The following is an 18,228-nucleotide window of genomic DNA, read 5'->3' on the forward strand; positions in this document are numbered from 1 at the left end:
GCCGCTGCGCCACGACCGGCGGGGTGGACGGGGCCCCGCCAGGGGCGGTTCACTCCTCGGGCAGTGCCTGTTCGGCCCAGATGGTCTTGCCGCTGCCGGTCTGCCGGCTACCCCAGCGCTGGGTGAGCTGGGCGACCAGGAGCAGGCCGCGGCCGCCCTCGTCGTAGGCGTGGGCACGGCGCAGGTGCGGTGAGGTGGAGCTGCCGTCGGACACCTCGCAGATGAGGGCGCTGTCGCGGATGATGCGGAGCTGGATGGGCGGCTCGCCGTACCGGATGGCGTTCGTGACCAGCTCGCTGACGACCAGCTCGGTGACGAACGCCGCCTCCTCCAGACCCCACCGCGCCAACTGCTCGTTGACCGAGCGCCGGACGGCGGCCACGTGCACGGGGTCCGGGAGGACGTCCCAGGTGCGGATCTGGTCCGCGCCCAGTGCCCGGGTGCGGGCCAGGAGCAGCGCCACGTCGTCGCTGGGCTCCTCGGGCATCACGGCCTTGAGCACGGTGTCGCAGAGTGCGTCGAGCGAGCTGGCGGGCGCGGTCAGCGCACGGCACAGTTCCGCGGTGGCGTGGTCGACGTCGCGGTCGCGGTCCTCGACGAGGCCGTCCGTGTACAGGGCGACCACGGAGCCCTCGGGCAGTTCCAGCTCCGTCGCCTCGAACGGCAGTCCGCCGACCCCGAGCGGCGGCCCCGCGGTCATGCGGACCAGGCGCGTGGTCCCGTCGGGGAGGACGACGGCCGGCGCGGGGTGGCCGGCGGCGGCCAGGGCGAGATGGCGGGTGACCGGGTCGTACACGGCGTACAGGCACGTGGCGCCCAGCTCGGCGACTTCCTCGCCGACGTCACCGGCCGCGAGGTGGCTGACGAGATCGTCGAGGTGGGTGAGGAGTTCGTCGGGGGGCAGGTCGACGTCCGCGAGGGTGCGGACGGCCGTGCAGAGGCGGCCCATGGTCGCCGTGGAGGGGATGCCGTGGCCGACGACGTCGCCGACGACCAGGGCGACCCGGCTGCCGGACAGCGGGATCACGTCGAACCAGTCACCGCCGATGCCGGCCGCCGACACGGAGGGCAGGTACCGGTGGGCCACCTCGACCGCCGCCTGTCCGGGCAGGTCCTTGGGGAGCAGACTGTGCTGGAGGGCGAGGGCGGTGGAACGCTCGCGGGCGAAGCGGCAGGCGTTGTCGACGCAGACGGCGGCCCGGCTGGCGAGTTCCTCGGCCAGGACCACGTCGTCCTCGACGTACGGGGCGTGTTCCCCGGAGCGGACGGCCACCGCGACGCCGAGCGTGGTGCCGCGGGCCCGCAGCGGCACCGCCAGGGTCGAGCGGACGCTCTCGCGGAAGGCGCGGTTGTGCGGGGCCTGCTCGTTGCGGACCCGCATCCACCGGTCGAAGTCCGGGTCGCCCGGGACGCTGAGCACCGCACGCCCCTCCCTCAGCGCCCGCGCGGGCGCCGAGTACGGCGGGTAGACGTCGGTCTCGCCCAGGTGCACGGACGCCCGGGGGAAGCCCTCGGTGGCCGCGCTGTGGGCCACGCGGCGCAGTTCGATGTCCTCGGCCGGGACCGCGAAGGGCTCCACCGAGCCCAGCACCCATTCGAGCAGGTCGACGCTGGCGAAGTCCGCGAAGCGGGGCACGAGGAGGTCGATCAGCTCCTCGGCGGTGCGCACGACGTCCAGGGTGGTGCCGATACCGGTGGCCGCCTCGTTCAGCAGGGCCAGCCGCTGCCGCGTGCGGTGCTGCGCGGTGCTCTCGAAGCCCGCCACTGCCACGGCCACGACCTCGTCGGACGCGTCGCGGACCGGCCACATCTCGATGGTCCAGGCGTGCTCGCCGAGCAGGGAGGAGGCGGGCGTGAAGGTCTCGTAGTGCGCGGGCCGGCCAGTGTCGACCACCTGCCTCAGATGCCGCATGAAACCCGACCCGTCGGCGTCGACCTCTTCCATGACGTCGGACAGCCGTTGTCCGATCAGGTCCTCCTGCGGCAGCCCCAGCATCCGGCGCGCCGTGTCGTTGACTCGCAGGTAGCGCTGCCGGGTGTCGTGGACGGACATCGACAGGGACGCCTGCTGGAAGGTCTCCCCGGTCAGGCGCAGGGCGCGGCCGTCCGGCGGCTCGACGGTCACCGCGTACCCGGACGGGGTGCCGTCCGCCCCCAGCAGCGGCAGCCCGCGAAGGGACAGGGAGCGGACGGAGCCGTCCCGGTGGCGGAGAAGGGCCTCGCCGGACAGCTCGGACAGCGCCCGGGGCGGCGGCTCCTGGGCGAGCAGGTCCCGCGCGGACCGGCCGACGGCCTCCTCGGCCGGGTAGCCGGTCAGCCGCCGGGCGCCCTCGCTCCACCCCGTCACCGTGCCGCGCACGTCCAGGGTCGCCGCAGCGGAGACATGCTCCATAGCGTCCAGGATTGCCCCGTTGTGGCCGGGTTTCAACCGCGCGGGGACGGAGTCCTATCCGCGATGAGCGCGCAGCGCCGCCAGGGCGCGGTCCGCGTGGGCGCTCATCCTCAGTTCGCTGCGGACGACCTCGAGCACCGTGCGGTCCTGTCCGACCACGAAGGTGACCCGCCGGGTGGGAGCCAGGGCGAACCCTCTCCGCACCCCGAACAGCTCGCGTACCGCGCCGTCGGTGTCGGACAGCAGCGGCATGCCGAGGGTGTGGCGTGCGGCGAACTCGCGCTGCCGCTCGACGGCGTCACCGCTGACGCCGACGGGGCGGGCGCCCGCGGCGGCGAACTCGGCGGCGAGGTCGCGGAAGTGGCAGGCCTCGGCGGTGCAGCCGGAGGTCAGGGCCGCGGGGTAGAAGAACAGGACGACCGGGCCGTCGGCGAGCAGCTCGGACAGGCGGCGCGGGGTGCCGGTCTCGTCCGGCAGCGTGAAGTCCTCGACCGTGTCGCCCACGACCGGGCCCCGGCTCACGAGCGGCCCTCGCTGCCCCGGGCGACGCCGCGGGCCCACAGCACCAGCGGCACCTGCACCGGCAGCCGGCCGTAGGCGGCGGCCTTCTGCGGCGCGGGGCGGTGCCGCCAGTCCACGGCCATCTTGACGTTGGCGGGGAACACCCCGACGAAGAAGGCCGCCGTGGCCAGCGCGGCGGCCTTGCGGGTGCGCGGCAGCGCGAGGCCGGCGGCGAGCGCGAGCTCGGCGACACCGCTGGCGTAGGTCCACGCCCGGGGCGAGCCGGGCAGGCTCCGCGGCACGATCGCGTCGAAGGTGCGGGGACGGGCGAAGTGGGCGGCGCCCGCGGTGGCCAACAGGCCGGCGAGCAGCAGGGGTGAACGTTCGGAACGGGACACGGTTCCTCCTCTGGGGGCCTGCCGCGCGATATTACTCGACGGTAAGGAACGGGGCCGCACCGGTGCCGGTGCGGCCCCGGTGGGCGCCGGGCGTGTAGCCGAACGACCGGCGGAACACGTCGATGAACGCGCTGGCGGAGGACCAGCCGCACCGGTGGGCGACCGTGGTGACCGGCAGGTCGTCGGCGAGCATGCGCAGGGCGTGGTAGAGGCGGGACTGGGTGCGCCACTGGGGGAAGGTCATGCCGAACTCGCGGCGGAAGAGACGGCTGAGCGTGCGTTCGCCGGTCCCCGTGGCGGCGCCGAGGCCGGCGAGGGTGCGGACGTCGGCGGGGTCCTCGTGCACCAGCGCGCAGACCGCGGCCAGCCGGGGATCGGTGGCCCTGGGCAGCCGCAGCGGCTGTTGCGGCGAGGCGCGGAGCCGGTCGCACAGGACGGCGAGGAGGCGGCGGCGTTCCGGGCCCGTGTCGCCGGGGTCGAGGGTGTAGGCGATGATCAGCTCGCGCAGCAGGGCGTCCACGGCGAGGACGACGGGGGTGTCCAGGCCGAGCGGGTTGTCGTCGGCGGGCAGACCGACCAGGTGCAGGTCGAGGAGGCCGTGGGCACGGTGGGCGTGCACGGTGCCGGCCGGGACCCAGATGGCCCGGGTGCCGGGCGCGAACCAGGTGCCGGCGTCGGTGGTGACGGCCACGACGCCGGAGCCCGCGTAGACGATCTGGTGGTCATCGTGCCGGTGGGCGTCGATGCGCTGCCCGGCGGTCAGCCGCTGGGCGCGGGTCGGGGCCGCCGGGGTGTGCCGGACGGCCACGGAGGGCCCGGTCACCACCGGGGCCTCGCGTACCGGGGCCTCGCGCACCGCCTCCGGAGCTCCACGGCCCGGACTCGGGGTAACGCCGCCCGGCTTCGGGGCTCGGCGGTCCGGCTTCGGCGTAGCACCACCCGGCCCCGTGGCACCGCGCGCCGCCGCCCGGTCGCGGTCGCCACGGACGGCAGCGGCAGCCGGCGCCGGAGCGGCGGCAGGCTCCGGAGCGGCGACCGGCGCGGGAGCGCCAGAGAGCACGGTGGCGTCAGTCAGCACGGTGGCATCGGCCGCCCTGGGGGTGTCCATCGGCCCGGGGGTGTCAATCGGTCCGGAGCCGACGAGCGGCCCGGAACCGAGGGGCGGCTCGGAGGCGCCGGCGGTGGCTGTCGGCATGTGGCGGGGGTTCGGCATGGACTGGCAGATTATCGGAAGCCCGACAGACGGCGCGGGCGTGACGATCGACGGGTGACCTCGATCCGTGACCGACCCATCGTCCTGCTGTCCCTCGGGCACGCGTGCGTCGACGTCCACCAGGGCGCGGTGGCCGCCCTGGTGCCGTACTTCGTCGCCGAGCGCGCCTACACCTACGCCGCCGCCTCGGGCGTCGTACTGGCCGCCTCGCTGGTGTCATCGCTGGTGCAGCCGTTGTTCGGGGCGCTCACCGACCGGTGGGCGCTGCCCTGGCTGCTGCCGCTGAGCACGCTGACCGCGGGAGCGGGCATCGCCCTCGGCGGCGTCACCGACTCCTACGCGCTCACCCTGGCGGCGGTCGCCGCGGGGGGCGTCGGGGTTGCCGCCTTCCATCCGGAGGCCGCCCGCGCGGCCCGGGACGCCGCCCGGGGCAGCCACACGGCGATGGGATGGTTCTCCCTGGGCGGCAACGTCGGCTTCGCGCTCGCCCCGCCGCTCGTGTGGTCGGTCGTCGCCAACGGCGGGCTCGGCGCCTCCCCGCTGCTGGCCGTGCCCTCGGTCGTGGGCGCCGTCCTGTGCGCGGTGGCGGTGCGTTCGGCGGGGGCGGCCCGGGGGCCGGGAAGTCGTACGACCGTGGCGGACGGGCGCGAGGACCGGCGTTCCTTCCTGCGGCTCACGGGGGCCGTCGTCTGCCGCTCCGTCGTGTTCGTCGCTCTGAGCAGCTTCGTCTCGCTGTACGTCCGGGAGCGGACCGGCGGAGGGAGCCTCGCGGGGACGGTCGCGCTGTTCGTGCTCTACGCGGGCGGCGCGGTGGGCACCGTCGCCGGGGGCCGGCTCGCCGACCGGTACGGGCGGCTGAAGGTCGTACGGCGCTCCTACGTGCTGACGGTTCTCGCGGTGGCCGGGGTCGTCCTCGTCCCGGGACCGGCGGTGTACCTGTTCGTCGCCCTGGCCTCGGCGGGGCTGTACGTGCCGTTCTCCCTGCACATCACGCTGGCCCAGGACTACCTGCCCGGCAGGGTGGGGACGGCGAGCGGGGTCACGCTGGGGCTCACCGTGAGCGTCGGCGGTCTCGCCGCCCCGGCGGTGGGCGCACTCGCCGACGCCACGTCGCTGCAGACCGCCCTGCTCCCGCTGGTCGTCCTTCCGGTCGCGGGCCGGCTGCTCCTGTGCGGTCTGCGCGAACCCGTACCGCCCCCGGTACCGCCGGCCGTCGGGGCGCCGACGGCGCGCGACGCCGACCTGCGGTGAGCATCGGTTCCGGACGGTGGTCCCCCGCGCCGCCCGACCGGGGACGCCGCTCCTCCTGCCGCGCCCGCGCGGCAGGTCCCCCGTCAGGTGCCGGTCTTCGCGGCGGACCGGCCCTGGGGCTCCTCCTCCGCCGCGTGACCGAGGAAGTCGTCCACCATGCGGTGGAAAAGGGTGGCGAGGTGCCGCAGATCCTCGGGGGACCAGTCGGCCAGGGCGAGTTGCATGCCGCGGGCTCCGGCTTCCCGCAGGCGCGCGACGGCCCGGCGGCCGGCGTCGGTGAGCTCGATGCGCTGGGCGCGGCGGTCCTCGGGGTCGGGGACACGGCTGACGTGCCCCGTCCGCTGCAACTGCTGCACCGTCCGGGTGACGTGCGAGGCCTCCACGCCCAGCCGGGCGGCCAGTTCCCCCGGGCGCAGCGGCTCGGAGTCGGCGACCTGGCGCAGCAGCGCCACGGCGGCCCGGTCGAGGGGCACGTCCGCGAGGGCGGTCAGCCGGTCATGCTGCCGCTGCCGGGTGCCCAGGTAGGCGACCCTGGTGAGCGCCCGCTCGATCTCGGCCACTTCCGGTGACACGGGGCCGTCGGGGAGCGGAACGGTGGACATACGGGCACTTTACCATCTCCTTGCCTCACTCAAGTAAGCGACCGCTCACCGATCGCGGCACAGGCGGGGGGCCCGGCCGGACGGGGAGGGGGAATCCGGCGCGTGACGCGCGGGGTCAGCGGCCGAGGATGTCGATCGCCGACGGCACCGCCCACGGAGGTGACGGATCCGGGGCCCGCCCGGCCGAGGACACCGCGGCCCGGGTCCGCCCGGCCCGCCGGCCCCTCACCTTCAGGTACCCCTCACGGCCCGTCCCGGGGAGTGACGGGCGCCAGCCACATGCCCACGATCGCGTCGACGAGACCGTCGGCGGTCTCCTGCCAGGTGGCACGCGGGGTGGGCCGCCCTTCGGCGAGCGCGCGCTCCCGCTCCGCGGCCACGTGCACGATGAGGTGGCGCGCCATGTCACCCCGTTCGGCCCGGACCTCGTCCGGCAGCGCCGGCATGCACCGGGTCCGCCCCTCGATGATCTCGCGCAGCGAGGGGGAGGCACGGGAGTGTTCGACCATGATCTGCCGCAGCGCCGGATCGGTCATCACCTGGGCGCAGAACCGCGCGTACCAGGTGGGGCTGCCGAGCGCGGCCAGGTGGTCGAACTGCGGCCGCACCAGGCAGTCCACCCAGTCGCGCAGGTCCGTCGAGTCGCCGAGGGCGGCCAGCTGCCGGGCCCGCAGGTCCTCGACGCGTTCCGAGTGCCGCTCGGCGATGGCGCGGACGAGGTCGGACTTCGTTCCGAAGTGGTAGCCGACCGCGGCGTTGTTGCCCTGCCCCGCGGCCTCGCTGACCTGGCGGTTGGAGACCGCGTACACGCCGTGCTCGGCGAACAGCCGCTCGGCCGTGGTCAGGATCAGCTGCCGGGTCGCACTGACCTGTTCCGCCCGTACCGCCCTGCCCGCCATGCTCACCACCGCGCCGGGACCTTCCTCGCGCCCCGCGACGGCCAGTCCCTCGAGTCGTCACAGGTCCGCCGCCGCGCGGCGCCTTCGGGGAAGCCTACGCACCCCCGGGTGCGGGACGGTGCGCGGCCCGGGTGCACGGGCGCTCCCCTCTGCCCGTAGAGTACGTCAAGCGACTGATTTAAATTGTGCTCGCGTACCGGTCCTCCGGTCCCATGCCCGTGACCCGAAAGGCATGTCCATGCCCGCTTCTCCCGCCGGACCCCCCGGCGCCGCCGAGACGGCCGCCGCGCCGCGGCCGAACGCCGTGGTGGCGGTACTGGCCCTGGCCGGGATCGTCGTCTCGCTGATGCAGACCCTGGTCATCCCGATCGTTCCGGAGCTGCCGGAACTCCTGGACGCACCGGCCTCGGACGCGGCCTGGGCGGTGACCGCCACCCTCCTCGCGGCGGCGGTGGCCACGCCGGTCGTCGGCCGGCTCGGCGACATGGTCGGCAAGCGGCGGATGCTGCTGTTCAGCCTGGTGCTCCTGATCGCCGGCTCGGCGGTCTGCGGACTGAGCGACTCGCTGGTCCCGATGGTCGTCGGCCGCGCCATGCAGGGGCTGTCCGCCGCCGTGATCCCGCTCGGCATCAGCATCATGCGCGACGAACTGCCCGCCGAACGGCTGGCCGGTGCCACCGCCCTGATGAGCGCCTCGCTCGGGGTCGGCGGCGCGCTCGGCCTGCCCGCGGCCGCGCTGATCGCGGACAACCTCGACTGGCACATGCTGTTCTGGGTCTCCGGCGCACTCGGCGCCGTCGCCCTGGTACTGGTACTGGTGCTGGTGCCCGAGTCGGCGGTGCGCACCGGCGGCCGTTTCGACGTCCCGGGCGGCATCGGCATGGCGGCCGGCCTGGTGTGCCTGCTGCTCGCGATCTCCAAGGGCGCCGACTGGGGCTGGTCCAGCGGCACCACGCTCGGCCTGTTCGCGGCGGCCGTCGTCGTGCTCCTGGTGTGGGGCCGGTGGGAGCTGCGCACCCCGCAGCCGCTGGTGGACCTGCGCACCACCGCCCGTCGTCAGGTGCTGTTCACCAACCTGGCGTCCATAGCGGTCGGTTTCTCGATGTTCGCGATGTCCCTGGTGCTTCCGCAGCTCCTGCAGTTGCCCGAGGCCACCGGTTACGGCCTCGGCCGCTCACTGCTGACCGCGGGCCTGGTCATGGCGCCGTCCGGCCTGGTGATGATGGCGTTCGCCCCGGTCTCGGCCAAGGTCTCCAAGGCCCGCGGCCCCAAGGTGACCCTGATGATCGGCACGGTGATCGTCGCGGCGGGCTACGGTCTGGGCATCGTGCTGATGGCCGAGGTGTGGCAGCTGGTGCTGTTCTCCTGCGTCATCAGCGCGGGCATCGGCTTCACCTACGGCGCCATGCCGGCCCTGATCATGGGTGCGGTGCCCGCGGCCGAGACGGCCGTCGCGAACAGCCTGAACACCCTCATGAGGTCCATCGGTACGTCGGTCGCCAGCGCCGTGGCCGGTGTGATCCTGGCTCAGATGACCATCAGCCTCGGCGGCTTCGCCCTGCCGTCCGAGAACGCGTTCAAGGTGGTCATGGCGATCGGCGCGGGCGCCGCCCTGCTCGCCCTGGTGATCGCGTCCTTCATCCCCCGGCACCGTCCCGCCGCCGGCGGGCCGCACCCGGCACCGGCCGACGGTGCCCAGGCGCGGACCGCTCCCGTCCGCTGACGGCGACGGCGCCGGCTCCCCCGGGAACCGGCGCCGTTCAGGCGAAACTGCCGGACGGCGCGCGTGACGGCGTACGGGGGCGTCGAGAACTGACCCGTGGAGCTGCCGCTGATCCCTCCCATGCTCGCCACGCCCGGCCCCCTGCCACCCGCCGCGCAGGACACGCGCTGGGCGTACGAGACCAAGCAGGACGGCCAGCGGGTGGTGGTCTACCTGCCCGGCGACGGCAGTGTGCTGCTGCGCGCCCGCTCCGGCCAGGACATCACGGCCGCCTACCCCGAGCTGGCACCGCTCGGCACCGCGCTCGGCGACGCCCCCGCGGTCCTGGACGGGGAGGTACTGGCCCTGGACGACGAGGGCCGCGCCGACTTCCAGTTGCTGCAGTCCCGGATGGGCCTGGCGCACGCCCCGGGCCGGGTGGCGCAGCGGGCGGCGAAGGTCCCCGTCCATCTGGTGCTCTTCGACGCCCTGCACCTGGGACGCCACTCCCTGCTGGGGCTGCCGTACACCGCCCGCCGCGAACGGCTGACGGCCCTCGGCCTCGTCGGCCCCTCCTGGTCGACGCCGGGAGCCCTGGTCGGCCACGGCGCACAGGCGCTGCGTGCCACCCGCGAGCACGGGCTGGAGGGCCTGGTGTGCAAACGGCTGGACTCGGTGTACGAGCCCGGCGTCCGCTCCCGGGCCTGGATCAAGATCCGCAACATGCGCAGCGAGGACGTGGTGGTCGGCGGCTGGCTGCCCGGCAAGGGGCGGCTCACGGGCCTGCCCGGCGCCGTCCTGGTCGGCCAGCGCGCCGCGGGCCGGCTGCGCTACGTCGGCGGGGTCGGCACCGGCTGGAGCGCGGCCGAGCGCACGGAGCTGGCCGCACTGCTGCGGGCGGCCGAGACCGACGTGTGTCCCTTCGACCCCGTACCGCCGGTGCGGGGAGCGCGCTGGGCGGTCCCCCGGCTGGTCGGCGAGGTCCGCTACAGCACCCGCACCCGGGAGGGGATGCTGCGCCAGCCGTCGTGGCTGAGGCTCCGTCCGGACCTCGCGCCCGAGGAGTCGGCCGCCGACCTGCCGGACGACATGGTGTGACGCGGGGTCAAGTATTGGGCTCACCTTCACCGCAGGGACGCCCGGGACCTCTTGGCGCGGAAGGGGAAAGACGGCACGCTGAAGTCCCTTTCCCCCCACAGCCGTTGGGCTGCGCCCGACCAAAGGAGGACGCGGTGCCCTCGCGTACACCCCCCGCCCGCCGCAAGAGATGGCTCGCCACGCCGCTCGGCGCCCTCGCCCTCGTCGTCGCCTTCCCCGCCACCGCCTTCGCCGCCCCGCCCCCGGGACTGCCCGGGAACGCCGACGCCGCGGAGCGGACGTACCAGCCCGCCTACGACTACGACACCGACGGCTGCTACCCCACCCCGGCCATCGGCGTGGACGGAGCGGTCAACGGCGGGCTCAACCCGACCGGGGCCCTCAACGGCAACTGCCGCGACGCCGCCGACCTCGACAACACCAACGGCTACGCGCGCGCCAAGTGCCACAACGGCTGGTGCGCCTACATGTACGGCCTCTACTTCGAGAAGGACCAGGCGCTGCCCGGCAGCAGCCTCGGCGGGCACCGCCACGACTGGGAGCACGTGGTGGTGTGGGTGCGGGACGGTGGCGGCGTCGAGTACGTCTCGACCTCCAACCACGGCTCGTTCAGCGTGCACGCGAGGTCGGCGATCCGCTTCGACGGCACCCACCCGAAGATCGTCTACCACAAGGACGGCATCAGCACCCACTGCTTCCGGCCGGCGACCTCGGGCGACGAACCGCCGGAGAACCACAGGGGCGGCTGGCAGTACCCGACGCTGGTCGGCTGGAACGGCTATCCGGCCGGTGTGCGCGAGAAGTTGAGCACCCACGACTTCGGCAGCGCCCACTTCGGTCTGAAGGACGGCAGCTTCGCCTCCCACCTGGCCGCCGCCAAACCCTCCGGCGTCCCCTTCGACCCGTACGCCTGACCCGGCGGCAGGGCCGGTCGGGCGAACCGCACGGCCCGCACGCCCCGAAGAGCACTATCGTGTCCGCATGTCCGTCCCCGAACTGATCCGCATCGTCTCCCGCGACTCCCCCATGGCCCTGGCGCAGGTCGAGCGCGTCCGGGCCGGGCTGGCGGCCCTCCACCCCGGCGTGCGCACCGAGGTCGTGCCGGTGAAGACCACCGGCGACAAGTGGCTCGGTGACCTGTCGCAGGTGGAGGGCAAGGGCGCGTTCACCAAGGAGGTCGACGCCGCGCTGCTGTCGGACGAGGCCGATCTCGCGGTGCACTGCGTCAAGGACGTGCCCGCCGACCGGCCGCTTCCGGCGGGCACGGTCTTCGCCGCGTTCCTGGAGCGGGACGACGTCCGCGACGCCCTGATCCATCCGGACGGGCTCACGCTGGACGAGCTCCCGGCCGGGACCCGCGTCGGCACCTCCTCGGTGCGCCGCGTCGCCCAGCTGGCCGCGACCCATCCCCACCTGCGGTGCGTACCGTTCCGGGGCAACGCCAACCGCCGCCTCGCCAAGCTGGCCGCCGGTGAGGCGGACGCCCTGCTGCTCGCCGTGGCCGGCCTGGAGCGCATCGGCCGCCGGGACGTGATCAGCGAGGTCCTCTCGCCGGAGACGATGATGCCGCCGATCGGCGCGGGCATCCTCGCCCTGCAGTGCCGGGAGGGCGACACGGACCTCATCGAGGCGGTGAGCGGCCTCGGACACCCCGCGACCCACCGGGAGGCGTCGGCGGAGCGCATGTTCCTGCACGTCCTGCAGGGGCACTGCAACAGCCCGATCGCCGGCTACGCCCGGGTGGACCGCGGCGGGGAACTCTCCCTGCGGGCCTGTGTGTTCACCCCGGACGGCAAGACCCGGCTGAACGCCCACGAGTGGGCCGGCCGGCTCGACCCGGCGACCCTCGGCACCTCGGTCGCCGTGGCCCTGCTGCGTCAGGGCGCCCGCGAGATCATCGACGGCATCCCGCACTGAGGCGCCGCGGGGTCAGGCGGTGCCCTTCTCCGCCTGGTCCCGCAGGAAGGCGCTCACCTGACACGCCAGCCCGTCGCCGCGCGCCGCGCCGGAAGGGGGCTCGGCGCCCTCGTCCGGCAGCCCGAGGCCACCGGTCCACACCCGGCGGTCGGCCCAGTCCTCGTCCACCCGGACCTGTACCTGGACGTCCACCTGGGAGAGGTTCGCCTCCGGGCCCGCCGCGTAGAGCACGGCGGTGGCCCGGCGCAGCGGGTAGACGTCGAAGCCCTCGATGAACTGGGAGTTGCGCCAGTCGAGGAAGGCGCTCTCCCCGTCGGGGCCGATCCGCACGTCGATCTGGCCGTCCTCCAGGTGCACGCCGAGATGCCGGGCGCCCCGGTTCTCCACCGTCACCCGGACACAGAAGTACGTCAGCCCCTCGGCCGCGTCGTCCCGTCCACGCGGCGGCTCGGCCGGCTCAAGACGGTGGACGCGGACCCGCAGGCCGTCGTGCTCGTCGTACTCCTGCCAGTCCCCGACCACGTTCGGCTCGTACACGGTGCCCCTCTCGACCTCTCGACGCTGCTTCCTATCTGTGCGCTCAGTGCACTGTCAAATGAGCGGAATGCGCTGTGGCCAGGGACTTCGCCCCTTTTGATCGACGATCAAGCGTTGCGCAGGAACTATCCGCCGGTGTCCGCGCCGGACGGTCACCCGGAGCGTGCCGCACATCACGTCCCCGGGCGCCGCCGTCCCGGTCACCGGTCCGCAGCCGTTCGGGTGGCAGTCCGGGACATTCGCGCTCAGTATCCATATATATGAGGATTTGCCAGCGCCCTTGCTGAGGGAGGTGCGCATGACGCGTATCGCCGGCAGAACCAAGCCCCACCCCCACGACGACGCCCCCGACACCGCCGCGGCCTTCGACCGGCTCGCGGGGCTGCCCGAGGGTCCGGAGCGCAAGGCGCTGCGGGACGAGCTGATCCAGGTCTGGCTGCCGATGTCCGAGCGGATCGCCGTCCGCTTCCGGGGCCGCGGGGAGAACCTGGAGGACCTCTACCAGGTGGCGGCTCTAGGACTGGTCAAGGCCGTCGACCACTACGACCCGCGACGCGGCCACGCCTTCGAGGCGTACGCCGTGCCCACCGTGACGGGCGAGATCAAACGGCACTTCCGCGACCACATGTGGACCCTGCACGTACCGCGCCGCATCCAGGACCTGCGCAACCGGGTCCGCAAGTCCGCGAAGGAGCTGGCGCAGGTCACGCCGGGGCGTGCGCCCACGGTCGAGGAGATCGCCGATCACGCGCATCTGACCACGGTCGAGGTCCGTACCGGCATGGAGGCCCTGGAGTGCTTCTCCGCCCTCTCGCTGGAGGCGGAGATGCCGGGAACCGACGGGTACGCCCTCGGGGACGCGCTCGGCGGCCCGGACCCCGCCTTCGACGCGGTGGTGGACCGGGTGGCGGTCCGGCCCTGTCTGGAGGCGCTGCCCGAACGCGAGCGCACCATCCTCTACCTGCGGTTCTTCGGAGGAATGACGCAGAGCCGCATCGCGCAGCAGCTCGGCATCTCGCAGATGCACGTCTCCCGGCTGCTCAGCGGCTGCTTCGACCGCATCCGCGACGAGATCCTCGCCGAGGCCCGCTGAGGACGCTGAGGACGCGGTCTCAGCCCTGCGGCGGGGCGCCGGGGATCTGCGTCGGGCCGTGCCGGTCGACGGAAGCCTCCAGCGTGGCGCGTATCTCCGGCGGCATCACTCCGGTGCGCCCCCAGATGAGTATCATTTCTGCCACATTGCGCAGTTTGATGTTCGTATGCTGGGAGACTTCCTTCAAGACGATCCACCCCTGGTCCGGTGTCATCCGGCCGAGGACGACGATCATCCCGATCGCCTGGTCGACGACGGCGTGCGAGACGACCGCCTCCTTCAGCTGCCGGACCTGCTCCTGCAGCTGGAAGACCTGGTCCGAGCCCGAGCCCCGGTCCGTGGGCATGGTCACCTCCGGATCCGGCGGATCACCGCCGTCTGTGCCGCGCGGGACGGCTCCGACGCCTCCATCGTGGTCACAAGTGACCCACCGCGCCACTGGGCCGCCAGGGGCGCAGCCACCACCGTTTCGGCGCCACGCCCGGGGTACTCGGCAGGCGCCCGCCGCACTCCCGGCCGGACACTGGCGTGCAGCCGGTGGCTGCCGGTGGACGAGATCAGGACGCGACTGCCATGAACCACGACATGCCCTTTTCCTCCGCCGGCGGGGAGAGCCTGCTGTCCACGCACTCCGTGTACGGCGCCCCCTGCTGGGTGAGCCTGACCAGCCGTGACCTGAAGGCCACCGAGGAGTTCTACTCCGCCGTCCTGGGCTGGCAGTGGCGGCCCGCCCGGCTGGGCGAGCCGTTCCGCATCGCACTGGCCGACGGGGCGCCGGTCGCCGGGATCGCGGCGGTGGCCGCGATGTGGCAGATGGCGGTGGCGTGGACGCCGTACTTCGCCGTGCGCAGCGCGGACGACGCCGTCTCGCGGGCGGCGGAGCGCGGAGGCACGGCAGCGGTCGGCCCCATCTCCCTCCCGCCCGGACGGGCCGCCCTGCTGGCCGACCGGGACGGCGCGACCTTCGGGATCTGGGAGGGCGAGCTCTTCTCGGACTGGGAGACCTGGCGCACCTCGCGCCCCGCCTTCATCCGCCTGCACACGCGCGACGCCTTCGACGCCGCCATCTTCTACGGCGAGGTCTTCGACTGGGCGGGTGCCGACGGCTGCTGCGAGGTCCAGTACGAGGGCGACGAGGTGGTCCTGCGCAGCCAGGGCGACGTGGTGGCGCGCATCGAGTCGGGCGCCCTGGGAGCGGCGCCCGACCCGGCCATCCGGCCGCACTGGCAGGTCCACTTCGCGGTCGGGGACGTCGCGGCCTGCGCCCGGACCGCGGAGCGGCACGGTGGCAGCGTGCTGCACCTCGGCGACGAGGAGGCCGTGCTCCGTGACGCCGACGGCGCGCAGTTCACCGTGACCGCGCGCGGTCTCGTCAGCTGACCTCACGGGTGGCTCACCGGCCGGCGCGGGACGGCCGGGAGAGCAGCACCAGACTGCGCTGCTCGACGGTGACCCGGGTGCCCGCCTTGTGCTCCGCCTCGTCGGGGGTGCCCTCCGGATCGGCGGTGTCGATCAGGGTCGCCCAGCGCTCGCCGTAGGTGACGTCGGGCAGCCGGAAGTCGGTCGGCTCCCAGTGGCTGTTGAGCAGCAGCAGGAAGGAGTCGTCCGTGACGGGCCGGCCGCACGGGTCCGGTTCGGCGATGGCGTCGCCGTTCAGGAAGACGCCGACGGCGTGCGCGTCGGAGCGCTGCCAGTCGTCGTCGGTCATCTCCCGCGCGTCCGGCAGCAGCCAGACCAGGTCGGGCAGCGGCTGGTCCGCGTGGGTGACCGTCTCGCCGCGGAAGTAGCGGCGCCGGCGCAGCACCGGGTGGTCGGCACGCAGCGCGATGAGGCGGCGGACGAAGTCCAGCAGGGCGCGCTGCTCGCCGTCGAGCCGCCAGTCGACCCAGGAGATCTCGTTGTCCTGGCAGTAGGCGTTGTTGTTGCCGCGCTGGGTGCGGCCCAGTTCGTCGCCGTGGCAGAGCATCGGGATGCCCTGCGAGAGCAGGAGGGTGGCCAGGAAGTTGCGCTGCTGCCGGCCGCGCAGCTCCCGCACGGCCGGATCCTTCGTCTCGCCCTCGGCTCCGCAGTTCCAGGAGCGGTTGTGGCTCTCGCCGTCCCGGTTGTCCTCGCCGTTGGCCTCGTTGCGCTTGTCGTTGTACGAGACGAGGTCGCGCAGGGTGAACCCGTCGTGCGCGGTCACGAAGTTGACGCTGGCGCGCGGGCGGCGCCGGCTGTGCTGGTACAGGTCGGAGGAGCCCGTCAGCCGGGAGGCGAACTCGCCCAGCGTGTGCTCCTCACCGCGCCAGAAGTCCCGTACCGCGTCCCGGTACATGCCGTTCCACTCCGACCACAGCTGGGGGAAGTTGCCCACCTGGTAGCCGCCCTCGCCGACGTCCCACGGCTCGGCGATCAGCTTGACCCGGCTGATCACCGGGTCCTGCTGGATGAGGTCGAAGAACGCCGAGAGCCGGTCCACCTCGTGGAACTGCCGGGCCAGGGTGGCCGCGAGGTCGAAGCGGAAGCCGTCGACGTGCATCTCGGTCACCCAGTACCGGAGCGAGTCCATGATCAGCTGGAGTACGTAGGGGTGCCGCATCAGCAGGCTGTTGCCGGTGCCGGTGGTGTCGTAGTAGTGCTGCCAGTCGCCGTCCACCAGGCGGTAGTAGGAGGCGTTGTCGATGCCGCGGAAGGAGAGGGTGGGGCCCTTCTCGTTGCCCTCGGCGGTGTGGTTGTAGACCACGTCGAGGATGACTTCGAGGCCGGCCTCGTGCAGCGCCTTGACCATCGACTTGAACTCGGTGACCTGCTGCCCGCGGGTGCCGAGGGCGGCGTAGCCGTTGTGGGGCGCGAAGAAGCCGATGGTGTTGTAGCCCCAGTAGTTGGACAGGCCGCGGTCCTGGAGGTGGCCGTCGTGCACGAACTGGTGCACCGGCATGAGCTCCACGGCGGTCACGCCCAGGGACGTCAGGTGGTCGACGACCGCCGGATGGGCCAGCCCGGCGTAGGTGCCGCGCAGTTCCTCGGGCACGTCGGGGTGGGTACGGCTGAGCCCGCGGACGTGGGCCTCGTAGATCACGCTCTCCGAGTAGGCGCGTCTCGGCGGGCGGTCGTCGCCCCAGTCGAAGAAGGGGTCGGTCACCACGCCGAGCATGGTGTGCCCCGCGCTGTCACCCGGGTCGGCCCGGCCCTTGGCCCGCTCGAAGAGGGACGCGTGGTTGTCCACCATCCCGTCCACGGCCCGGGTGTAGGGGTCGAGGAGCAGCTTGGCCGGGTTGCAGCGGTGGCCCACGGCCGGGGCCCACGGACCGTGGACCCGGTAGCCGTAGCGCTGCCCCGGGCCGACGCCGGGCAGATAGCAGTGCCAGACGAAGCCGTCGACCTCGGGCATGGTGACGGTGCTGTGCCGGCCCTCGTCGTCGACGAGGACGAGGTCGACCCGTTCGGCGACCTCGCTGAACAGGGCGAAGTTGGTGCCCTGCCCGTCGTAGGCGGCCCCCAGGGGATAGGGGTGCCCGCTCCACACGGGCGACCCCTTCCAGCTCGGCCTGGCGCGGGTCACCGGGCCTCCTCCAGTACGCCGTACGTCGTGCTGGCCCGCTCGGCCGGACGCGCCAGCCTGGCCACCGGCATGATCTCTCGCGGCACTTCCAGCCCCTCCTGGGTGATCGGTTCCGGCGCCGTGGCGACCAGCGGGACACGTTCGCCGGCCCGGGCGCGCTGCGAGAACCAGATGACCTTGGCCCCCGTCTCGGCGGCGCAACAGCCCCATCCGTCGCTGGTCGCGGCGAGGTGCTGCAGACAGGTGCGCAGGTCCTGGTCGGGACGGAGCGCGTGGTCGTTGCCCCCTACTGCCGTGATGAGGTGCTGGTGGTTCCACCACATCTCGATCGACGTGTTCTTGTCGCTCGCGTGCTCGTCGATCGCCCGCAGCAGCATCTCGGCGCCTGAGCAGACGGGTTCGACGAGGTTCTCCAGGTTCCAGAACCGGAGGTGAGCGGCCAGGATGCGCCTGACCTGTCCGACCCGTTCCGGGCTCACTTCCACGTCGAGGTGGTAGTAGCAGGGCACTGCGGTCTTCATCGTCGTGGCTCCTCACCGCGAGAGCTCTCGCTCCTCCCGTCCCTTGGGGGACGGGTCCCCGATCACGAAGCGTGAGCGCTGTTCGCTTCTGAGTCACTCCAGAGTGGGAGCAGTGCTCCATTCGTGCAACAGGAGAGAGAAGTTGAAGATCCAACAAGACGGGGAGTCACCGCGCATGCACCATGTGTGAAGACTCGCTCGTCCGTACCGGACCGTCCGGAAGGTGACCGGCCATGCTGCTTCCTGCGAAGACAGAAGTCGCCCGGCAGCTGCGGCGTTACCGCACCTGGGAACGCTCGATGCTCGCGTCCCCCGCGGACCTGCGGGTCCGGGCCACCTTCGAGGACGCCGGCTACACCCTGTGCGTGCTGATGGGGAAGCGGTGCGCTCGCGAGGCCGCGGACGCGGCCGAGCGCTACCTGCGCACGAACCTCGTCACCTATCTGCAGGAACAGAACGAACGGCCCCGCGCCGCCCGAACGGCACGCCGGGGCCCTCCGGTGGCGGACCGACTCTCCCCGTCGGGGCGGAAGACCCCCTCCGGCGCGGCTTGACCCAATCGG

At 73.3% G+C, this 18,228-nt stretch carries 18 protein-coding genes; 8 read left to right on the forward strand and 10 right to left on the reverse strand.

Features of this window, described 5'->3' with window-relative positions; genetic code table 11:
- Nucleotides 1–49: 49 nt before the first annotated feature.
- From SAM23877_RS03760 to SAM23877_RS03775, 4 genes are read right to left on the reverse strand one after another with little or no spacing between them, the layout of a single operon-like run.
- The gene (locus tag SAM23877_RS03760; protein ID WP_053126908.1) at nucleotides 50–2,392 is read right to left on the reverse strand and encodes a SpoIIE family protein phosphatase; all 2,343 of its coding nucleotides are present in this window, start codon (nucleotides 2,390–2,392) and stop codon (nucleotides 50–52) included.
- Nucleotides 2,393–2,446: 54 nt separating this feature from the next.
- Nucleotides 2,447–2,914: a peroxiredoxin gene (locus SAM23877_RS03765; RefSeq protein WP_053126910.1), complete on the reverse strand. Its 468-nt coding sequence runs from the start codon at nucleotides 2,912–2,914 to the stop codon at nucleotides 2,447–2,449.
- Nucleotides 2,911–3,291, reverse strand: coding sequence for a DoxX family protein (locus tag SAM23877_RS03770; protein ID WP_053126912.1), 381 nt, complete (start codon nucleotides 3,289–3,291; stop codon nucleotides 2,911–2,913). The genes SAM23877_RS03765 and SAM23877_RS03770 overlap by 4 nt, the downstream gene beginning before the upstream one ends.
- 31 nt (nucleotides 3,292–3,322) lie before the next feature.
- Nucleotides 3,323–4,147 (reverse strand): AraC family transcriptional regulator, encoded by an 825-nt coding sequence (locus SAM23877_RS03775; protein ID WP_079030004.1) that lies wholly within the window; start codon nucleotides 4,145–4,147, stop codon nucleotides 3,323–3,325.
- Nucleotides 4,148–4,558: 411 nt separating this feature from the next.
- Between SAM23877_RS03775 and SAM23877_RS03785 the strand changes: the two genes are divergently transcribed.
- Nucleotides 4,559–5,755 carry an MFS transporter gene (locus SAM23877_RS03785; protein ID WP_053126917.1) on the forward strand — a complete coding sequence of 399 codons (1,197 nt, stop codon included), beginning with the start codon at nucleotides 4,559–4,561 and terminating at the stop codon, nucleotides 5,753–5,755.
- An 83-nt stretch (nucleotides 5,756–5,838) separates the two neighbouring features.
- On the opposite strand, the gene SAM23877_RS03790 is transcribed toward SAM23877_RS03785, so the two are convergent.
- Both SAM23877_RS03790 and SAM23877_RS03795 read right to left on the reverse strand, forming a co-directional pair.
- Nucleotides 5,839–6,357, reverse strand: coding sequence for a MarR family winged helix-turn-helix transcriptional regulator (locus SAM23877_RS03790; protein ID WP_053126919.1), 519 nt, complete (start codon nucleotides 6,355–6,357; stop codon nucleotides 5,839–5,841).
- Between the two features lie 242 nt (nucleotides 6,358–6,599).
- Entirely contained in the window at nucleotides 6,600–7,256 is a 657-nt protein-coding gene (locus SAM23877_RS03795; protein ID WP_053126921.1) for a TetR/AcrR family transcriptional regulator, read from the reverse strand.
- A gap of 238 nt (nucleotides 7,257–7,494) precedes the next feature.
- Here SAM23877_RS03795 and SAM23877_RS03800 point away from each other — a divergent pair, with 238 nt between their 5' ends.
- The 4 genes from SAM23877_RS03800 (at nucleotide 7,495) to hemC (ending at nucleotide 11,973) form a co-directional block, all read left to right on the forward strand.
- Nucleotides 7,495–8,979: an MFS transporter gene (locus SAM23877_RS03800; RefSeq protein WP_053142139.1), complete on the forward strand. Its 1,485-nt coding sequence runs from the start codon at nucleotides 7,495–7,497 to the stop codon at nucleotides 8,977–8,979.
- 96 nt (nucleotides 8,980–9,075) lie between these two features.
- Nucleotides 9,076–10,056: an ATP-dependent DNA ligase gene (locus SAM23877_RS03805; protein WP_053126924.1), complete on the forward strand. Its 981-nt coding sequence runs from the start codon at nucleotides 9,076–9,078 to the stop codon at nucleotides 10,054–10,056.
- A gap of 134 nt (nucleotides 10,057–10,190) precedes the next feature.
- A complete protein-coding gene (locus SAM23877_RS03810; RefSeq protein WP_053126926.1) occupies nucleotides 10,191–10,970 on the forward strand; it encodes an NPP1 family protein in 780 nt (259 codons plus the stop codon).
- Nucleotides 10,971–11,037: 67 nt separating this feature from the next.
- Nucleotides 11,038–11,973 carry a hydroxymethylbilane synthase gene (gene hemC / locus SAM23877_RS03815; protein ID WP_053126928.1) on the forward strand — a complete coding sequence of 312 codons (936 nt, stop codon included), beginning with the start codon at nucleotides 11,038–11,040 and terminating at the stop codon, nucleotides 11,971–11,973.
- 12 nt (nucleotides 11,974–11,985) lie between these two features.
- On the opposite strand, the gene SAM23877_RS03820 is transcribed toward hemC, so the two are convergent.
- Nucleotides 11,986–12,510, reverse strand: a complete 525-nt coding sequence (locus SAM23877_RS03820) for a hypothetical protein (protein ID WP_053126930.1) — start codon at nucleotides 12,508–12,510, stop codon at nucleotides 11,986–11,988.
- A 298-nt stretch (nucleotides 12,511–12,808) separates the two neighbouring features.
- Here SAM23877_RS03820 and SAM23877_RS03825 point away from each other — a divergent pair, with 298 nt between their 5' ends.
- On the forward strand, nucleotides 12,809–13,603 hold the full coding sequence (locus tag SAM23877_RS03825) for a SigB/SigF/SigG family RNA polymerase sigma factor (protein ID WP_053126932.1): 795 nt from the start codon (nucleotides 12,809–12,811) through the stop codon (nucleotides 13,601–13,603).
- A 19-nt stretch (nucleotides 13,604–13,622) separates the two neighbouring features.
- On the opposite strand, the gene SAM23877_RS03830 is transcribed toward SAM23877_RS03825, so the two are convergent.
- Nucleotides 13,623–13,949, reverse strand: a complete 327-nt coding sequence (locus SAM23877_RS03830; protein WP_174532190.1) for an ANTAR domain-containing protein — start codon at nucleotides 13,947–13,949, stop codon at nucleotides 13,623–13,625.
- 227 nt (nucleotides 13,950–14,176) lie between these two features.
- Here SAM23877_RS03830 and SAM23877_RS03835 point away from each other — a divergent pair, with 227 nt between their 5' ends.
- The gene (locus tag SAM23877_RS03835) at nucleotides 14,177–14,983 is read left to right on the forward strand and encodes a VOC family protein (RefSeq protein ID WP_053126936.1); all 807 of its coding nucleotides are present in this window, start codon (nucleotides 14,177–14,179) and stop codon (nucleotides 14,981–14,983) included.
- Between the two features lie 13 nt (nucleotides 14,984–14,996).
- Here SAM23877_RS03835 and glgX read toward each other — a convergent pair whose 3' ends face one another.
- Both glgX and SAM23877_RS03845 read right to left on the reverse strand, forming a co-directional pair.
- Nucleotides 14,997–17,144, reverse strand: a complete 2,148-nt coding sequence (glgX, locus tag SAM23877_RS03840) for a glycogen debranching protein GlgX (RefSeq protein ID WP_053126939.1) — start codon at nucleotides 17,142–17,144, stop codon at nucleotides 14,997–14,999.
- Nucleotides 17,141–17,665: a hypothetical protein gene (locus SAM23877_RS03845; RefSeq protein ID WP_053126941.1), complete on the reverse strand. Its 525-nt coding sequence runs from the start codon at nucleotides 17,663–17,665 to the stop codon at nucleotides 17,141–17,143. Before SAM23877_RS03845 ends, glgX begins: the two co-directional genes overlap by 4 nt.
- Before the next feature lie 233 nt (nucleotides 17,666–17,898).
- On the opposite strand from SAM23877_RS03845, the gene SAM23877_RS03850 reads away from it, so the two are divergent.
- On the forward strand, nucleotides 17,899–18,219 hold the full coding sequence (locus tag SAM23877_RS03850) for a DUF5133 domain-containing protein (RefSeq protein ID WP_053126943.1): 321 nt from the start codon (nucleotides 17,899–17,901) through the stop codon (nucleotides 18,217–18,219).
- Nucleotides 18,220–18,228 lie beyond the last annotated feature (9 nt).

The sequence above is a fragment of the Streptomyces ambofaciens ATCC 23877 genome, from assembly GCF_001267885.1.
GTDB classification, from domain to species: Bacteria; Actinomycetota; Actinomycetes; order Streptomycetales; family Streptomycetaceae; genus Streptomyces; species Streptomyces ambofaciens.

What these genes read in the sequence shown, in the direction of transcription:
- SAM23877_RS03845 (WP_053126941.1), bottom strand. Translation starts at nt 17,665, where the DNA reads ATGAAGACCGCAGTGCCCTGCTACTACCACCTCGACGTGGAAGTGAGC.
- SAM23877_RS03760 (WP_053126908.1), bottom strand. Translation starts at nt 2,392, where the DNA reads ATGGAGCATGTCTCCGCTGCGGCGACCCTGGACGTGCGCGGCACGGTG.
- SAM23877_RS03790 (WP_053126919.1), bottom strand. Translation starts at nt 6,357, where the DNA reads ATGTCCACCGTTCCGCTCCCCGACGGCCCCGTGTCACCGGAAGTGGCC.
- hemC (WP_053126928.1), top strand. Translation starts at nt 11,038, where the DNA reads ATGTCCGTCCCCGAACTGATCCGCATCGTCTCCCGCGACTCCCCCATG.
- SAM23877_RS03800 (WP_053142139.1), top strand. Translation starts at nt 7,495, where the DNA reads ATGCCCGCTTCTCCCGCCGGACCCCCCGGCGCCGCCGAGACGGCCGCC.
- SAM23877_RS03830 (WP_174532190.1), bottom strand. Translation starts at nt 13,949, where the DNA reads ATGCCCACGGACCGGGGCTCGGGCTCGGACCAGGTCTTCCAGCTGCAG.
- SAM23877_RS03825 (WP_053126932.1), top strand. Translation starts at nt 12,809, where the DNA reads ATGACGCGTATCGCCGGCAGAACCAAGCCCCACCCCCACGACGACGCC.
- SAM23877_RS03850 (WP_053126943.1), top strand. Translation starts at nt 17,899, where the DNA reads ATGCTGCTTCCTGCGAAGACAGAAGTCGCCCGGCAGCTGCGGCGTTAC.
- SAM23877_RS03795 (WP_053126921.1), bottom strand. Translation starts at nt 7,256, where the DNA reads ATGGCGGGCAGGGCGGTACGGGCGGAACAGGTCAGTGCGACCCGGCAG.
- SAM23877_RS03835 (WP_053126936.1), top strand. Translation starts at nt 14,177, where the DNA reads ATGAACCACGACATGCCCTTTTCCTCCGCCGGCGGGGAGAGCCTGCTG.